The organism is Parabacteroides chongii (genome assembly GCF_029581355.1).
GTDB lineage: Bacteria > Bacteroidota > Bacteroidia > Bacteroidales > Tannerellaceae > Parabacteroides > Parabacteroides chongii.
In genome coordinates this window covers 2,449,546-2,468,137 of sequence record NZ_CP120849.1, presented here as the reverse complement: position 1 = coordinate 2,468,137, position 18,592 = coordinate 2,449,546, and the positions used below count along the sequence as shown (strand labels likewise).

Annotated in this window: 16 protein-coding genes and 1 riboswitch; of the genes, 3 read left to right on the top strand and 13 right to left on the bottom strand. The window is 45.1% G+C overall.

Features of this window, described 5'->3' with window-relative positions; translation table 11 throughout:
- Positions 1–43: 43 nt before the first annotated feature.
- The 7 genes from sufD to rimP all read right to left on the bottom strand — a co-directional run bounded on the left by sufD (position 44) and on the right by rimP (position 9,025).
- Positions 44–1,396 (bottom strand): Fe-S cluster assembly protein SufD, encoded by a 1,353-nt coding sequence (gene sufD, locus P3L47_RS09205; RefSeq protein ID WP_277783414.1) that lies wholly within the window; start codon positions 1,394–1,396, stop codon positions 44–46.
- Positions 1,389–2,144, bottom strand: coding sequence for a Fe-S cluster assembly ATPase SufC (gene sufC / locus P3L47_RS09200; protein WP_122362729.1), 756 nt, complete (start codon positions 2,142–2,144; stop codon positions 1,389–1,391). The genes sufD and sufC overlap by 8 nt, the downstream gene beginning before the upstream one ends.
- A 24-nt stretch (positions 2,145–2,168) precedes the next feature.
- Complete coding sequence (sufB, locus tag P3L47_RS09195) at positions 2,169–3,614, bottom strand: Fe-S cluster assembly protein SufB (RefSeq protein WP_277783413.1); 1,446 nt, start codon at positions 3,612–3,614, stop codon at positions 2,169–2,171.
- Positions 3,615–3,710: 96 nt separating this feature from the next.
- Complete coding sequence (locus P3L47_RS09190; RefSeq protein ID WP_122362727.1) at positions 3,711–4,202, bottom strand: CvpA family protein; 492 nt, start codon at positions 4,200–4,202, stop codon at positions 3,711–3,713.
- Between the two features lie 2 nt (positions 4,203–4,204).
- On the bottom strand, positions 4,205–7,249 hold the full coding sequence (gene infB / locus P3L47_RS09185) for a translation initiation factor IF-2 (RefSeq protein ID WP_277783412.1): 3,045 nt from the start codon (positions 7,247–7,249) through the stop codon (positions 4,205–4,207).
- Positions 7,250–7,270: 21 nt separating this feature from the next.
- Positions 7,271–8,548, bottom strand: coding sequence for a transcription termination factor NusA (gene nusA / locus P3L47_RS09180; RefSeq protein ID WP_122362725.1), 1,278 nt, complete (start codon positions 8,546–8,548; stop codon positions 7,271–7,273).
- A 9-nt stretch (positions 8,549–8,557) separates the two neighbouring features.
- On the bottom strand, positions 8,558–9,025 hold the full coding sequence (rimP, locus tag P3L47_RS09175) for a ribosome assembly cofactor RimP (protein ID WP_199715723.1): 468 nt from the start codon (positions 9,023–9,025) through the stop codon (positions 8,558–8,560).
- A 155-nt stretch (positions 9,026–9,180) separates the two neighbouring features.
- A riboswitch (TPP riboswitch) is annotated at positions 9,181–9,296 on the top strand.
- Positions 9,297–9,359: 63 nt separating this feature from the next.
- Here rimP and P3L47_RS09170 point away from each other — a divergent pair.
- From P3L47_RS09170 to P3L47_RS09160, 3 genes are read left to right on the top strand one after another with little or no spacing between them, the layout of a single operon-like run.
- A complete protein-coding gene (locus tag P3L47_RS09170) occupies positions 9,360–11,558 on the top strand; it encodes a TonB-dependent receptor (RefSeq protein WP_277783411.1) in 2,199 nt (732 codons plus the stop codon).
- Between the two features lie 4 nt (positions 11,559–11,562).
- A complete protein-coding gene (pnuC, locus tag P3L47_RS09165; protein ID WP_277783410.1) occupies positions 11,563–12,162 on the top strand; it encodes a nicotinamide riboside transporter PnuC in 600 nt (199 codons plus the stop codon).
- Positions 12,146–12,784, top strand: a complete 639-nt coding sequence (locus P3L47_RS09160) for a thiamine diphosphokinase (RefSeq protein WP_277783409.1) — start codon at positions 12,146–12,148, stop codon at positions 12,782–12,784. Before pnuC ends, P3L47_RS09160 begins: the two co-directional genes overlap by 17 nt.
- Before the next feature lie 132 nt (positions 12,785–12,916).
- Here the strand turns inward: P3L47_RS09160 and P3L47_RS09155 are convergent, their stop codons facing one another.
- From P3L47_RS09155 to P3L47_RS09130, 6 genes are all read right to left on the bottom strand, one after another.
- Positions 12,917–13,261 (bottom strand): hypothetical protein, encoded by a 345-nt coding sequence (locus P3L47_RS09155; protein WP_122362913.1) that lies wholly within the window; start codon positions 13,259–13,261, stop codon positions 12,917–12,919.
- Positions 13,262–13,342: 81 nt separating this feature from the next.
- Positions 13,343–14,839, bottom strand: coding sequence for a DUF3868 domain-containing protein (locus tag P3L47_RS09150; protein WP_277783408.1), 1,497 nt, complete (start codon positions 14,837–14,839; stop codon positions 13,343–13,345).
- A gap of 8 nt (positions 14,840–14,847) precedes the next feature.
- Positions 14,848–15,402 (bottom strand): DUF3575 domain-containing protein, encoded by a 555-nt coding sequence (locus P3L47_RS09145; protein ID WP_122362912.1) that lies wholly within the window; start codon positions 15,400–15,402, stop codon positions 14,848–14,850.
- Between the two features lie 373 nt (positions 15,403–15,775).
- Positions 15,776–16,222, bottom strand: coding sequence for an HU family DNA-binding protein (locus tag P3L47_RS09140; protein ID WP_277783407.1), 447 nt, complete (start codon positions 16,220–16,222; stop codon positions 15,776–15,778).
- Between the two features lie 185 nt (positions 16,223–16,407).
- Complete coding sequence (locus P3L47_RS09135; protein WP_277783406.1) at positions 16,408–17,304, bottom strand: Rpn family recombination-promoting nuclease/putative transposase; 897 nt, start codon at positions 17,302–17,304, stop codon at positions 16,408–16,410.
- 257 nt (positions 17,305–17,561) lie between these two features.
- Complete coding sequence (locus P3L47_RS09130; protein WP_277783405.1) at positions 17,562–18,548, bottom strand: FimB/Mfa2 family fimbrial subunit; 987 nt, start codon at positions 18,546–18,548, stop codon at positions 17,562–17,564.
- Positions 18,549–18,592 lie beyond the last annotated feature (44 nt).

The following is an 18,592-nucleotide window of genomic DNA, read 5'->3' as shown; positions in this document are numbered from 1 at the left end:
ACATAACATCTATCCGGGCCTTTATAAAGATCAGAATAATATCTTATTTACAGATACGGCAGTCGGCACAACGTGCCAGCTCTCCGCGAAAACGTTTTTCAACCAACTTATGCAGACGGTCTTTCAACGCATCCAGACGCACATGATCGATCACATCCGATGTAAAAGCAACACTCAGCATCATACGTGCCTCATTCAATGGAATACCACGGCTACGCATATAGAACAATGCATTTTCGTCCAGCTGTCCGGTTGTCATACCATGTGAACATTTTACATCATCCGCATAGATTTCCAGTTGCGGCTTACTGTACATACGCGCTTCACGGGTAGCACAGAGATTACGGTTTGTCTGGAAAGCTGCCGTTTTCTGAGCATCTTCCTTCACCAGGATACGTCCGCTGAAAGCACCGACAGCATGATCGTTCAGTACATTCTTGAAGAGCTCGTTGCTTGTACAATTAGGGACAGCGTGCGTAATATGGCTGTATGTATCCACCTGCTGTTCACGGTCCATGACAGACATACCGCAAAGCGTCGTTTCTGCATATTCCCCGTTCAGCTCGATATAATAATTGTTACGTGTAAGGCCGTTATTCAAGGTAATGCCATTAACCAGGACATTACTGGAAGCTTCCTGTTTCACATGAACGGAAGCAAAACGGGATGTAGAAATACTACTTTCCTCCAAATCGTAATAATCGAAATAAGCTCCTTCAGCAGCAAATATTTCAACGACCTGAGTGGCCAGGAACTTCACATCGTCTATACTATGATCGCAGATCAGCAATTTAGCTTCCGAACGCGGTTCCATAATAACCAGGATACGGCGGTTAGCCATCGCATCCACATCACTACGGAATATATTGATCAGCTGGATAGGGCGTTCCACAGCTACACCTTCCGGCACATAAAGCACGAAACCATCCTGCGCCAGCATTGTATTCAATGCGATTATACCGTCATGGCTACTTTTAGCAGCTTTTCCGTAATAGCGGGCAGCCACTTCCGGATATTTCTCTGCAAAGTTTTTCAAACCACCGGCGTATACACCCTCAGGCAAATGCGCTTTCGGCATCATCTTGTCGTAAAAAGTATCATTCACGACAAAATACAAAGAAGTACTCAGGTTCGGGACATCACAACGAAATACGTCATAAGGATTGACCGGAATAGCCAGGCGGTTTATATTCACTCCATAATCAGGAGCAAAAGCCTGCGCCACATCTGTATATTTATAATCTTCACTCTTTACCGAAGGAAAACCCAGGCGGTCGAAATCGGCCAAAGCCTCAGCACGCGGAGCATTCATCACCGCAGTACTATGCCGGCACACCAAGTCTTCATATTGGGTAAAAAGATCGATATATTGTTGTTCGGCTCTCATCTCACTCATCCCCCATCTCTTTCTTGATCCAGTCGTAACCTTTTTCTTCCAGTTCGAGGGCCAGTTCCGGACCGGCAGTTTTTACGATACGTCCCTTGTACAAAACATGTACAACATCCGGTTTAATGTAATCCAACAAACGTTGGTAGTGAGTGATTACGATCGCTGCATTTTCCGGCGTACGCAATTGATTCACACCGTTTGCCACGATACGGAGGGCATCGATATCCAGACCACTGTCCGTTTCGTCCAGGATAGCCAGTTTAGGTTCCAGCATAGCCATCTGGAATATTTCATTACGTTTCTTTTCACCACCGGAGAAGCCTTCGTTCACACTACGGCTTGCCAATTTGTTATCCAGTTCGACGATGGCACGCTTCTCGCGCATCAGTTTCAGGAAATCGGTGGCAGAAACCGGAGCCAACCCTTTATATTTACGATGCTCGTTCAGTGCGGCACGCATAAAATTCACCATGCTTACACCCGGAATTTCTACCGGATACTGGAAGCTGAGGAAAATACCTTCACGGCTACGATCTTCCGGTTCCAGTTCCAACAGGTTCTTTCCGTTGAAAATAACTTCACCCTGAGTCACTTCGAAAGCCGGATTACCAACCAATACACTGCTCAGGGTACTTTTACCCGAACCGTTCGGTCCCATGATGGCATGTACCTCACCAGCCTTTACAGAAAGGTCGATTCCTTTCAATATCTCTTTGCCATTTACGTTGGCATGTAAGTTCTTTATATCTAACATAACTTTATGAATTGACAATTTGATTTATCCTACACTTCCTTCCAGAGAAATAGTCAGTAATTTCTGAGCCTCCACGGCAAATTCCATAGGCAGCTTGTTCATTACTTCACGGGCATATCCGTTTACGATCAGACCGACCGCCTCCTCTACTGAAATACCACGTTGCTGGCAATAGAACAATTGTTCTTCACTGATCTTACTTGTCGTAGCTTCATGCTCTACCACAGCCGTTTCATTCTGAATATCAGCATAAGGGAACGTATGTGCACCACAAGTCGAACTCAACAGCAAGCTGTCGCACTGGCTATGGTTGCGGGCACCCTCGGCACGCGGAGAGACTTTCACCAGACCACGGTAGCTATTTTGGCTATGCCCGGCAGAAATACCTTTGGAGACAATCGTACTTTTCGTATTTTTCCCCAAATGAATCATCTTCGTTCCGGTATCCGCCTGCTGGTAATTGTTGGTAACAGCAACCGAATAGAACTCGCCGACTGAATTATCTCCAGCCAGTATACAGCTCGGATATTTCCAGGTTATAGCTGAACCAGTCTCCACCTGAGTCCAGGATATCTTACTTCCTTCTCCTTTGCACAAACCGCGCTTGGTCACAAAGTTATAGATACCGCCTTTACCCTCCTTATCACCCGGATACCAGTTCTGAACAGTCGAATATTTCACTTCGGCACGCTCTTTGGCCACGATCTCAACGATCGCCGCATGTAATTGGTTCTCGTCACGCATCGGTGCCGTACATCCTTCCAGATAGCTGACATACGCCTCATCGTCAGCGACGATCAGCGTACGCTCGAACTGTCCCGTATTGGCAGCATTGATACGAAAATAAGTAGAAAGTTCCATCGGACAGCGTACTCCTTTCGGTATATAAACAAACGAGCCGTCAGAGAAAACTGCCGAATTCAGAGCGGCAAAGAAATTATCCCGGTAACCGACCACACTTCCCAGATACTGCTGTACCAGGTCCGGATGATGTTGTACCGCTTCACTGAATGAACAGAAGATAATCCCTTTCTCTGCCAGCGTTTCTTTAAATGTCGTCTTGACGGAAACACTATCCATGACAGCATCTACCGCCATACCCGCCAACTGAGCACGCTCATGTAAAGGAATACCCAATTTGTCGAATGTCTTCAACAATTCCGGATCCACTTCATCCAGACTTTTCGGGCCCTCTTTCTTTTTCGGAGCAGCGTAATAAATTATATCCTGATAATCAATCGGCGGAATGTTCAGGTGAGGCCATGTAGGCATCTCCAGCGTCAGCCAGTGGCGGAAAGCCTTCAGACGGAACTGCAACAACCAGTCCGGTTCATTCTTCTTGGCAGAAATGATACGGACGGTCTCCTCATCGAGACCACGGTGAATCATTTCCGTATCGATATCGGTAACGAAGCCGTACTTATAATCACCACTCGTTACCTCATTAATTATGTCGTTTGACTCCTGCATATCTAATTAATTGAAAGTTAAGAATTGAGAATTGAAAATTAAAGACATCCACCCCGGTAATTCTCAATTTTCAATTCTCAATTCTCAATTATTATACTATTCCTTCCATGAAAACAAATTTCCGGGGTAAATGGTTGGAACTATTTCTTTAACAGAATTATAGAAGCGTGATTCTATCTTCGATTCGCGGGGTATCAATACCGACCCACGGTCGACCGCCTCCAATATATTCAACAGCAGACTGACGAATATAACCGTCAGGCACAACCCGAATACGCCCCCAGCCAGATGGTTCAGAATACTGAGCGGCGTCACCCCGATCACTCTGTGAACAATCTCTCCTGCCAGCATAACCACACCCAGTATCAGGATAAATCCGGCTATATAACTAAGTATAGTCACTCCCTCTTCCGGAAACCAGCCCGAAGCCAGTATATATCCCCTCAGCCAGGCTGCCGCTTTGGCACAGAAAAATATCGCAGCCATCAGGGCTATAAGCGAAACAACCTGTTTGATGACTCCATCAAACAGGCCCTTCGCAAATCCAATTCCTGCCAGACATACTAATACAATGTCTAACCAGTTCATGTTTATAAAGTTTTCTTTATTTCAGTTTCTTCGTACGATTCAATTACGTCGCCAACCTGGATATCATTGAAGTTCGTAATATTCAAACCGCAATCCAATCCGGCAACCACTTCCTTCACGTCATCCTTGAAACGTTTCAGCGATCCCAGCTCACCGGCATAGATTACAATACCGTCGCGGATCAGGCGGATCTTATTCGTACGCTTGATCTTACCTTCCTTAACCATACAACCGGCAACCGTACCCACTTTCGTGATCTTGAATACCTGCTGTACTTCCACATAAGCGGTAATTTCTTCCTTGATCTCCGGTGAAAGCATACCTTCCATAGCACTCTTCACTTCTTCGATCGCGTCGTAAATGATAGAGTACAGACGGATTTCAACACCATCCTTCTCTGCATTACGGCGAGCCTGTACAGACGGACGCACCTGGAACCCGATGATGATCGCATTCGAAGCAGCAGCCAGTACAACATCCGATTCGGAGATCTGACCGACAGCCTTGTGGATCACATTCACCTGGATCTCTTCCGTAGACAAACGGATCAGAGAGTCGGACAATGCTTCTACAGAACCGTCCACGTCACCCTTCACGATCACATTCAATTCCTGGAAGTTACCCACGGCGATACGGCGACCGATATCATCCAGCGTCAGCATCTTCTGTGTACGGATACCCAACTCACGCTGTAGCTGTTCACGACGTGTTGCTATTTCACGTGCTTCCTGCTCTGTTTCCAAGACATTGAATGTATCGCCAGCCTGAGGAGCTCCGTTCAATCCGAGGATCAATACAGGTTCGGAAGGACCGGCTTTTTCCACGCGCTGGTTACGTTCGTTGAACATAGCCTTGATACGTCCGTAATGTGTACCTGCCAACACGATATCTCCCATCTTCAGCGTACCGTTTTCAACCAATACGGTTGAAACATATCCACGTCCCTTATCCAGAGAAGATTCGATGATAGAACCGACTGCTCGTTTCAGCGGATTAGCTTTCAAATCCAAAAGATCAGCTTCCAGCAATACTTTTTCAAGCAGCTCTTCCACACCCATGCCTTTCTTGGCAGAAATATCCTGGCTCTGGTACTTACCACCCCAGTCTTCCACCAGATAATTCATATTAGCCAACTCTTCCTTGATCTTCTCAGGGTTCGCATGCGGCTTATCTACCTTATTAATTGCAAATACAATCGGAACACCGGCAGCCGAAGCATGATTGATCGCTTCAATAGTCTGCGGCATGACGGCATCGTCAGCTGCTACAATAATAATAGCAATATCCGTTACCTTGGCACCACGGGCACGCATAGCGGTAAATGCCTCATGCCCCGGCGTATCCAGGAAAGTAATGCGGCGTCCGCTTGCCAGTTTCACATTATAAGCACCGATATGCTGAGTGATACCACCCGCTTCACCGGCAATTACGTTTGCTTTACGGATATTATCCAGCAAAGAAGTTTTACCGTGGTCTACGTGTCCCATCACAGTTACGATAGGCGGACGTGCAACCCAGTCTTCTTCATTATCATCTTCTTCATCAGCATTGATGGCTTCAACCACCTCTGCACTGACATATTCTGTCTTGAAACCAAATTCGTCGGCTACGATATTGATCGTTTCCGCATCCAGGCGCTGGTTGATGGAAACCATGATACCGATACTCATACAAGTAGCGATAACCTTTGTCACAGGTACATCCATCATATTGGCAAGGTCGTTTGCCGTAACGAACTCGGTCAGTTTCAATACTTTGCTTTCCTGTTCCTCCAGTTCCATCAATTCATGCTCACGTTTGACGGCGGCATCACGTTTATCACGACGGTACTTGGCACCTTTGTTATTCTTGTTGCCTTTATTGGTCAGGCGAGCAAGCGTTTCCTTGATCTGCTTCTGTACATCCTCCTCGCTTACTTCAGCCTTAACCGGCTTTTTCAAACGCGGTTTGCCACGGTCGTCACGCTGATTAGCCGGACGGCTGTAGTTTGTACCCGGAGTATTGTTCACATCCACACGATCCTTCTTGATACGGTTACGTTTCTTTTTCGCATCCGCACCGGCTTCACCCGGTTTAACAGGAGCACCCGGTTTGGCAACAGCTCCCGGCTTTACCGGTGCACCCGGTTTAGCATTCGGATCTTTCGGTCCCTTATGGAATCCCGGTTGTCCCGGTCTATTATTGTTATTGAACTTTTCGCGTTTGTCGTCGCGTTCTTTTCGTCTCTCTTCCTTTGTTTTCTTCTTAGGACGGGTAGACTGGTTCAAGGCAGTCAGGTCAATTTTACCGGTTACCTTGATATTCGACTCGAACTTCGGAGTATTCAACCGGAACAGGTTATCGTCTTCCGATTCTGCAGAAGGCTGACCATCTGCGGCCGTTTTGTCCACTTCTTCAGAAGAGCTTTTCGTCGCTTCCGGCTTCACTGTAACTTCCGGTTTTTTCTCTTCGATTCTTTCTTTTTCCACAACTATCTCTTTTACTTCTTTTTTCTCCACAGGTTTTTCTACAGGAGCTGTCACCTGTTTTTCCTGTTTAGCAGGGGCTTCTACCTGTTTTTCTTCAGGAGCAGGAGCAGAGACTACAACCGGTTGCGGCTCGGCAACGGGCTGAGTTTTAACTACCGGTTGCGGTTCGACTACAGGCTGAGGTTTTACCTCTGGCTGCGGTTTCGCTACCGGCTCTTCTTTCACTTCAGGAGCCTCCTGAGATTTTTTATGTTGTCCTTCCAGGTCGATACGGCCTTTCGTAACGATTTTAGGCCTGAACTCTTCCGGGATCACTGTTTTAATTTCCGAAGCCTTCTCTTCTTTCACAGAAGCAGCTTCTTTCTCTCTGTGAGGACGTTCTACCCGCGGACGTTCAAAGCCTCCTTCAGGCAGATCCTTTCCAAACTCTTTTACGAGCAAAGCATACTGTTCATCACTGATCCTCGTGTTGGGGTTTGCATTCTCCTCAACAGGATTACCTTTCTTATGCAGAAATTCAACAACCGTGTTGATTCCCACGTTTAATTTTCTTTGTACTTGTATTAATTTTATAGGCATATCTAACTTTGTCGTAATACTTTATTCCTGACTTTCATCCTTACTTTCTTCCTCAAATTCGGCAGATAAGATAGCTAGTACCTCGTCAACTGTCGTATCTTCAAGGTCGGCACGTTCAATAATTTCTTCACGGCTCATTGCCAAAACCCCCTTCGCCGTATAGACACCTATATTCTTCAACGCTTCAATCACCCAGCCATCTATTTCATCTGTAAATTCATCCAGATAAATATCTTCCTCATCAGCACCTTCCACATCACGGAATACATCGATCGTGTATTCTGTTAACATACAGGCCAGCTTAATATTCAAACCGCCTTTACCAATAGCCAATGAAACTTCTTCAGGACGAAGATAAACCTCCGCCTTGTGTTCTTCTTCGTTCACTCGTATAGAAGAAATTTTTGCCGGGCTTAATGCACGCTGAATAAACAGTGATACATTGGATGTATAATTAATGACATCAATGTTCTCGTTTCTCAATTCACGAACAATTCCATGAATACGAGAACCTTTCATACCCACACAAGCACCTACCGGGTCGATACGGTCGTCGTACGACTCGACTGCCACTTTTGCTCTTTCACCCGGGATACGCGCGATAGCCTTGATCGTGATCAGGCCGTCATTAATTTCGGGGACCTCCAGTTCGAACAAACGCTGCAGGAACATTTTATCTGTACGCGACAGAATAATCTTCGGATTATTGTTATAATTATCCACCTTCTGCACAACCGCACGAACAGTTTCACCTTTACGGTAGAAATCAGAAGGGATCTGCTCTGTTTTCGGGAGTAGCAATTCATTCCCCTCGTCATCCAGCAACAGGATCTCTTTTTTCCACACCTGATATACATCAGCTGCTACAATCCCACCTATTTTATCTTTATATTTAGCATACAAACTATCTTTCTGCAATTCAAGTATCTTCGAAGCCAGCGTCTGACGCAGGTTCAGAATGGCACGACGTCCGAAATCAGCGAAATGCACTTCGTCGGTCACCTCTTCACCAACTTCACAGTCGGCATCGATCTTACGGGCCTCGGTCAACGTAAGCTGCAGATTCGGATCTTCCAGTTCGTCATCAGCCACAACCGTACGGTTTCTCCAGATTTCGAAGTCACCTTTTTCAGGGTTGATAATTACGTCATAGTTCTCATCCGTACCGAACATTTTAGCGATTACGTTACGGAAGGAATCTTCCAGCACGCTGATCATCGTATCCTTATCTATATTCTTCAACTCCTTGAACTCCGCAAGTGTGTCAATCATACTGATTGTTTCCTCTTTCTTGGCCATAATCTTTCTTTACTTGAATCTTATTAGGTATTTTGTATATTTTATTTCATCAAATGTATAGGATTGATCTTCCTGGACAGTAACTTTACGTTTGGCTCCGTCGGGTTTTACTTGTTTTTCAACAGTAACTACCACCCCGTTTTCATCTGCCGATTTCAAAACTCCGGCCAGTTTTACACCACTTTTCAGCAGTATTTCTACTTCGTTTCCTATATTCTTCACATATTGACGAAGTACTTTAAAAGGAGAAGTAACTCCGGCCGATCCGACTTCCAATTCAAAGTCTTCCACCTCACGGTCCAGATGTTCTTCCACATACCGGCTCAACTCCGCACAATCATCAATACAAACTCCCTCATCATTATCAATCTCAATAATAATAAGGTTTCCCGGTTTAACCACTACGTCAACCAAATAATTGTCGGAAGAAGCCAATTTTTCTTCAACCAACTGAGTTATTACGCCCTTTTCAATCATAAACATACAGTTAAGAACAAAAGAAGGGGACTACCCGCCCCCTCCTCATCTTCGCTTAATCGCCCGCAAATATACAAATAATCAGTGAGTTTTCAAACATATGTAATCTTTTTTTTCAATTTGTGCAATCTCTGAACTTTCCCTATCTTTGCCACCCGAATACAAAGGGGTGCTTGCAGCGTACCAAACAGGTACGTGCCGCAGGCTGAGATTATACCCATATTACCTGCTACGGATAATGCCGACGAAGGGAATTGTAAAACAATGGTATATTTCTTCACACAACACACCTCTCCTATTCACTTATCAGGTTTTAAACATTAAGGTAAAAAGGATGAAAAGTGTATTATTATTGATTGCCGGTTCACTGGCCACATGGGCGACAGCAGAAAACAAGCCGGATCTCACCGATTCTTTAAAAATCTCACGCGACTTATCACTGGACGAGGTAGTCGTCACAGCCACCCGGGTAGCCAAAGGGACTCCGGTTGCTTACAGCGAACTATCCAAAAACGAACTCAACCGTAAAAACGACGGTCAGGGTATCCCCTATCTTATCTCACAGTCTCCGTCCGTCATCATGACCTCGGATGCAGGGACAGGTATCGGTTATTCCGGCTTCCGTATCCGCGGAACAGATGCCAACCGTATTAACATCACGGTCAACGGAGTACCGGTCAACGACTCCGAATCGCATACCGTCTTTTGGGCGAACATGTCCGACTTCGCCTCTTCCGTCGATAATATACAGATACAGCGAGGTGCCGGAACATCCACCAACGGAGCTGCCGCTTTCGGTGCTACCGTAGCTATGCAGACACAGAAACCTGATCTGAAACCTTACGCCGAATATACGTTTTCGGGAGGTTCGTTCGGGACTGTGAAAAACTCGGTCAAGCTGGGAACCGGATTGCTGCACGACCATTTTGTGTTCGATGCCCGCTACTCCAATGTTCAGAGCGACGGATATATCGACCGGGCGACAGCCAACATGCATTCGTATTTCGGTTCCGCCACCTATTACGGAGACAACACCCTGGTCCGCTTCCAGACATTCGGAAATATAGAAAAAACGTATCAGGCATGGACCGGCGTTCCCTCCTCTCTCCTGAAAATCGACCGTACCTATAACCCCTGTGGGGAATACGAAGAAAACGGTGTCAAAAAGTTTTATGACAACCAGACAGACAACTACTGGCAACAAAACTATCACCTGATGGCAAGCCAACGCCTGGGAGACTTGTGGAATATGAACCTGACCCTCCACTACACACACGGGGAAGGATATTACGAAGATTATAAAGGGAACGCAAAATTCAGCAGTTACAAGCTGCCAGCTTATATAAACGGACAGGGCGACACCATCCGCAAGTCAGACCTCGTCCGTCGTAAATGGCTGGACAACGATTTCTACGGCGTTGTCTACAGTGCCAACTACCGTACCGAACGTCTTCAGATGAGCTTCGGTTCTGCAGTCAACAAATATGTGGGCGATCATTTCGGGCGTGTCATGTGGGTGAAGAACGGCGAAGCACTTCCGCAACCTGACTACGAATATTACCGTAACAGAGGAAACAAACTGGATTATAACTTTTATGTAAAAGGCAACTACCGGTTTCACCCGTATTTGAACGGATACCTCGACTTGCAATACCGCGGTATCCATTATACCATTAAAGGGAGTGACGACAAAGGCGGTGACAACGTCGATGTAGACAAACACTGGAACTTCTTTAATCCGAAAGCGGGTATTAATTTCCAGAAAGACGGCCATAACGCTTTTATCTCTTTTTCCGTTGCCAACCGGGAGCCGAACCGGGACAATTTTACGGAAGCCGCAGCCAATGAACGACCCTCGCATGAGACCCTGTACGATTACGAAGCCGGTTATAGCTTCGGCAACGAACGTTTCCGTGTCGGTGCCAACCTCTATTTTATGGATTACAACAACCAACTGATCCTTAGCGGTAAAATCAGCGAGATAGGTGAAGCACTGACCAGCAATATCAAAGACAGCTACCGTATGGGTATCGAACTGACCGGAGGCGTAAGCATCACCCGCTGGCTGGACTGGAACGGAAATGTGACCCTGAGCCGTAACAAAATTAAAAACTACACCCATTATATGGATGATTACGATAACGGCGGCCAGGCAAGTGAATATATGGGAACGACCGATATCGCCTTTTCTCCCGGCATCATCGCCAATAGCATGTTCGATTTCAGCCTGAAAGGATTCTCTGCCAGCTTCAACTCACAGTTCGTAGGCCGCCAGTACATCGACAACACCTCCACCAAAGACCGTTCGATCGACCCTTACTTCGTGAACAACCTGCGTGTCGGATATGTCTTCAAACCTAAATTCATCAAGGAACTCGGTGTAGATGTAAGTGTCAACAACATCTTCAACGAAAAATACGAAACAAATGCCTGGGTCTACACCTACATAAGCGGAGGTGAAGTCAGCAAGGACGACGGCTACTTTACACAAGCCGGTACGAATATCATGGCAAGAGTAACATTCAAATTCTAAGAAAATGGAGCATCTATTGGAATATTTCGGTGTCATTACAGGAATCCTTTACCTGTTACTGGAGATCAGACAACATAAAGCAATGTGGGTGGTAGGTTTTCTGACCTCACTGGTCTACGTTTTTGTTTTTTTCTTTGCCAAAATATATGCAGATATGGGACTGAATATCTACTATGTTGCCATCAGTATTTATGGTTTCAAAGAATGGACCTATACGAAAAAAAATGTATCAGAAGAAAAAGTCTCCGATGATACAATTTTCTACCGTCATATTACCTGGCCTTTATTCATGGGGATAGCATCGGCTATCCTCATTACATACGCCCTGCTCTATTACGTACTTCACAATTTCACCGACTCGCCTATCCCGATGGGCGATGCTTTCACCACCTCCGTCGGAATCGTTGCCACCTGGATGCTGGCACGCCGTATCATCGAGCACTGGATATTCTGGGTTATCGTCAACTTCGTATCTGTCTATCTTTATTATCTGCGGGGCTTATATCCTACCATGTTTTTGTACATTTGCTACGGTATTTTAGCCATTGTCGGATATTATACCTGGAAAAAGAAAGGAATAAATACAAATGGGAACAATATATGATTGTGTAGTGGTTGCTAACGGAAGTTTTCCGCAAACAGCCGGACCGTTGGAGCTTTTAAAATCTGCACCGGCTATTATTGCCTGTGACGGAGCGGTACAAAATCTGCACGAACGGGGGCTGGAGCCGGCAGCCATTGTCGGTGATCTGGACAGTATTCCACAGGAAATGCTCCGGCTATATGCCGACCGCATCCATACCGTGGAAGATCAGGAGATAAATGACTTGACCAAAGCAGTCCGTTTTGCCCACGCTGCAGGTTACCGGAAACTGTTGATCCTGGGAGCTACCGGACTTCGTGAAGACCATACGCTCGGTAATATCTCCCTACTGACGGACTACGCACCGTTATTCGAACAGGTGGAAATGCTCTCCGACTACGGACACTTCGTCCCCGTACAACAAACAATGACCCTGGCTTGTACCCCCGGCCAGCAAATATCCATCTTCTCGATGTACCCCTGTGGCGAAATAACCACCGAAGGTCTCCGCTGGCCCATCACCCGCCGTCGCCTGACAGCCTGGTGGCAAGGAAGCCTCAACGAAGCCCTGGGAAACGAGTTCACCCTCACCCTCTCACCGGAAGCCCGGGTAATCGTCTATTTCCAAACCCCTTCCCTCTAACTGTCAACCGTCACTTATCAACTGTCAACTAAAAAAAATGCCCCGGAAGGATAACCACTCACTTCCGGGGACTTAATACACCCTCAATTTTACAACTTAGTATACTTAACCAAAGCCTCACGGCTTCACCTTTTATGCTGGTAATTTATTCAGCTGACAAGCTTTCCATTCAGGAAAACCGTCAATCTGATCGTTCAACTGGAACAGTAACTTATCATCAGCCACCGATTTCAACACTGTTTTCGGAGCTAGAGGCAGACGCATGTCATCCACTTCAAAAAAAGCTTTTAACAAAACGACGTCGTATCCGTCACGAACTATTTCCTTCTTTATTACAACCGGTACTTTTAACTGTGCCAGATAATAAGCGGAACGTTCATAGGCGCACCATTTATTTCCTTCCAGATAGAGATGAACCCCGTTCTGGTTGTCGATCTCGTTCACTAGAACGTTCTCAACTTGTGCAGCATGTTCCATATTATTATTTTTATGCTTTTTCATAAATCATTCCAATGCAAAAATAGACTTTATTTATCATGATTCTACGCGGTATATGTATCAATTATGCGCGTCGAAACTATCAAACAGAGCATTATCCTCTCTTTTCAGCTGTAATTCTCTCAAATTGTCTGCTGCTCCTATCACACCGGCATCTTTTGCCTTTTTCAACAACACCTCAGCTCCGTCGAGGTCACCCTCAATCAATTTCAAAACACCACGGGCATGAATCGCTTCTGCCGAATCACCGGCTTTCGCCAGATAATTTTTAGCAGCAGCATAATCGCCTTTTCCTATAGAGATATTAGCAGCATTCAGATTTGCCACCGGATCAGAACTGTACATGCGCACAGCTATTTCAAATACATCATTATAATCCTTGCTTCCCGTTTCATAGCTGTTGGCTACGGCGAACATTTCACTCAGACTCAACTGCTGCGGGCGGGTCTTGATAATCTCACGGCCTTCTTCCACCGTAAACTCACGAACCGTGTAATCGATACGGTATTCCGAACGACGCAGTGACGGGAAAATATTTTTCAATACATAACTGAAAGCAGCTCCCCCTTTCAACGCACGCAGTTTGGCTTCTTTCTGGTCAGGCTGCAGATCACTGTTAATAATATCGAGCACTTCATTGCGTGCCGGCATATCCTGATCGGCTTCAGCCTGTGCTTTGAATCCAGACCAGTCTTCCGGTTCGTTTTCCAACGTAAAGAAACTCATCGGGAAATCGTTCTTTGAACGTATATATTCGCGCAATGCTTTCACACGATTATCCGACAGACGGTCGTTCGATGCATATGAACCTTCCGGAGAAGCGTATCCTTTCAACAGGATCCCTTTCGGAGTGATATTTTTATCCGATGTCACCGAGCGGATCGTACCGTTGATCTTATCCAGTTCAGAAGCATTATTCCGGAAATCTGGCAAAATCTCAGATTTACCCACCTGGAAATCCAGATAAGCCGTACCCACTTCTGCACGATGTTTTTCCGTTTCCGCTACCGGTGTTATATACGCCAGCACAGGTTTAACCTCATAACGGGCATCCGGACGACGACGAATATGATCAGTCACCAATAATTTATTGGCATCTTCCTGTCCGCAGCCGCAAAGATCGGCAGCCAGCGAAATCTTCGCATGTTTCATCCAGTCTTCCCAACCGATAGCAGCCTGGTAAAGGATCACCTCTTCCGGTTGCTGCTTGTTCACTTTCGCCACACTATAATGAGGTATTTCCGCCAGGTTATTCAATTTGATCTCGCGGGTATACACCTTATGGCGGATACGTCCGTTACGCAAGACAGAAAGAAAACCTTCTTTCCGGTCGCCTGCTTCCACCACCGGAGTCAGTTCAAGCGACTTACACGATTTAACAGCACTACTGTTCACTGTAATGACAGCATCCAAATAAAGCGAATCCCCTTTTTGCACCGCATCATTACAAACCACTTTCACGGCATTGGACAGTGCATCTTTCTGTGCCATTGCAGCCGGAGAAACCACCGCCAACGCTGCAGCCAGTATATATATATTTTTCATTTTCTTATTCATCGTCCTGCTTATTTAAAGAAATAGATAAAAGAAAGAGCCGCTTTCGTCACACCGAAATAATCTTTTGACTTATCATACCGTTCTCCGCAAACAGCACAAGGATATTTATCCTGATCGAGATGTGCCCAGCCGATACCGATCACAGCTTCCATACTCCAATGGCTACCCAGCAGCCACTGATATCCGTATGACAAACCTGCACCATACAAGCTTCCCTGATAACGACTATCCTCCATACTCTTACCCAGAATTTTCATTCCTCCCACATTATAATCCGCATAATGGGCATGTACGCCAAAGAAATGGCCGTTAAATTTTTCACACAGCCAATAGCGGGCTTCGGGCTGAATCAGCCAATGTTTAAAACGGGCTTCATCTCCCAGCATCCAACCGTTATAATTACCCGACAGGTCCAACGACCATTTCTGAGCCAACCCCACTTCTACCCCCAGGTTAATGGTAGCAGTCGCATCATAAAGTAAATTTGACTTTACCGCAAACTTCTGTCCATAGACATTCGTCATACCTGCCAAAAGCAAAAAGAGGAAAAGTACTTTTTTCATATACATTATTATTATATTATTCATTCTACCCTGTAAATCTACATAAAAAGAAAGATTTTCAACGTTTACAAAAGTAGTTATTCCGATAATCCCCAACGATAGGCAAGTCTTTCAAGTTAATAGGGTAATCCTACCATATTTCCCGTTTTTGATAGAAATACCAACCCTGGATAGAAACACCGACTTTCCATACTAGTAAAAATAGTCCGAGTTGATCACCGTTTCTAAGATTATCCCATGTGAAAATCCGAGAAAATACAGACTTTCTCGGAATAGAATCCGAAAATGTCGAAACATTCCTGTTATAACTAACCAAAACAGGCACGAACCGATATACGATCCGTGCCTGCTTTATTCATTTATTCGGGGAAGACTATTCGATTACGGGGCGGTCGTCTTCGCCGCTTCCGGAACCGCCTGTTTCATCGGTTTCCGGGATGTCGAACTTCTGGATGCTGACTTTGCGCAGCATCTCTTTGAAATGACTGCCGGGAGTGAAGATAATTTTACGGTGGCGCAATACATCCGCCGTTACATCCTTTTCTTCTTCCTGGCATTTACAGCCGAAGGCAGGACGAAAAGTTCCGAAATCCCCCAATTTCACCGAGAGGTGATTGGTCAGATTCCATTCGAGGGCATCTATCACGCCGTCGATAACCATTTTCACTACACCGCGCGGCACCAGTCCTACCTTGGTTACCTGATCGCACAGAGCGGAATAATCAACACTACCTGCCAACAACGGACGGGCTACATACTTCGCTGTCTTAGTTTCATCGAAACCGAAAACTGTTTTCTTTACTACATACTTTAATGCCATAATACTTTGTTTTTATGATTACGAAACAAAGGTACGGCAAGCGATTGCGGCGGTGTAGACTTACGTGTCTTTACGTGACGATACGGCACTTTATTTCCGTTTATTGCACTTTAGGGCGATTTAACTCCACCTTTGTTTCTCGATTATGATACAAAGATAGGATGGCGGCGTGGAGGCGTGTCCGGTTACGGAAGGTTACGAACAGTCTTTTCATCCAATCCGGTACATTCGATAATGGAAGCCAGGTCTATGCCTTTCTTTTTCATATTGGCAGCTACAAGATGTAATTTTGCTTTGCCTTTTGCCAAGCCCTCTGCCAAGCCTTCCGCTTTACCTTTTGCTTCGCCCTCTGCCAAGCCTTCTGCCAAGCCTTTTCGGATAGCGCTGTTGTAGATTGTTTTTTCTACGCTGATGCCGTCCCAGAAATGTTCGTAGCCGGCCAACTGCTCTTCGGTAAAGGCAGATTCTTCCAGTTCGGTCAGGGCTTTATTTATTTCCGGGTTGGAAAGCAGTTCTTCCGGAACCTCACGCGTACGCTCGTTGATCTCTGTCAGGTAACGAAGCCAGAGTACCTGCATTTTTTTCTCTGCATAATTATGCGGTGTAAATTTCGGCAGCTCTACAAAAATAAGCTGTAAACCGTCGATCACCTTGTCGCTGTGCTCTACATGCACCAGTTCATAATGATGATAATAGCCCTCCAGTTCCGGTTCAAAGATATCGTTCACCAGGTTAAGCGAGTAAACAGGTTGCAAGAGTTCATACGTTTCTCCTTTATCCAGCTGCCGGACATAAGCTTTGGAGGCATTGAATAATACGCGTTGATAAAATTCAGGCGACCATAACATCTGCATCTCGACCAGGAACTGACGACCTTGCTTGTCCTTGCAACGGACATCGACAATACTGTATTTACGTAGGGGATTTTCCGGCACCATCTCAGCGGGCAAGTACTCGATTTCGGTTATCTCTGCGCCTTTTTTCAAAGGCAACAATGCGTTAAGCAGGCTCATCACCAGATCGGGGTGCTCGCCGAATACCCGCTTGAATGTTAAATCGGCTTTCGGATTTAGATACTTCATAGTTATAAAGTTTTATATGTTCACCGACAAATGTAGTGATTATTTCATGACAGACAAAGGTTTATTGAACAAAAACAGGCACGAACCGAAATACGATCCGTGCCTGCTTTATTCATTTATTCGGGGAGACTATTCGATTACGGGGCGGTCGTCTTCGCCGCTTCCGGAACATCCTTTTCTTCCTCCTGGCATTTACAGCCGAAGGCAGAACGGAAAGTCCCGAAAACTATTTACTCTTTATATCTATATCGTAAGCATCAATTAAAGCTAAAATCCACAGACTTCTCTTCAAAGCTTTCTATTTCAACATCCAATTTTCCTGTCACCGGAATTGATTTTATAACTGCAGTAACTTTGTAAGAATGACCGTTCTGAATGCACCCTTTAGTAATATTATCGGGAACATTAATATTAAAAGAAGAAGAATATGTATCCTTACCGATGTTTCCTGCTAAACTCACATTTAAATGATTATCCTTTGTTTTTCCATAAGTATAAAAAACAATATTCTGAGTTCCTTCTTTATCAAGCGTCAACGAACTTCCTTGATATTTTCCATTCTCGGAACAGCCATCAACCTTCATTGGATCTGTTATCCAAGCTTGCGTTCGTATATTTGAAACGGTTGGAATTACTGACAATTGTGCATTCCCTTCCAATCCAAGTTTAAAAGCAACCTCGACACGTGCAGACAACTGAGTCATCTTTATCTGAACACTATTTGCTCCGCCTTTAAAATCGACGTTTGTTTTACTTCCGACCTTAACTAAAGCATCAGCACTAAATGCCTCGTTATAGCTTTCAACACCTTCGATAATTTTTTGCAGAGAGGTTAGATTTTTGCAGTTTGTATAGTCATCCTTCGTAGGATTAGCGACAGCCCAAAAATCATACCTACCAAAATCAAGAGCTTCAATAACAACAGTTTTATTCGCCGAAGAAGTACCATTAGCTTTTGTCGACCCAAAATTAAAATAGTTTGGGCTACCAACAATTTTACCACTTTGATCAAAGACAAAAACATAAACATCTTTCACATTTTTTTCATTATCAATAGGTGCCAGCGATTCGTCCTTCGAAGCCGCCTTTGTTATATCATCCGTCTGGATAGAGGAAGAGCTCAACTCTAATACTAGATCACCTTTTCCCTGCACATCAGGAGCATCTATTATTTCTTCTTCTGTACAGGCACCAAACACCAACAGAGAAAATGCAATCGTTAAGAATATATTTTTACTTTTCATAATTTGTATAATTTTACCGTCAATACTTTCTTTTAAAGACTTTC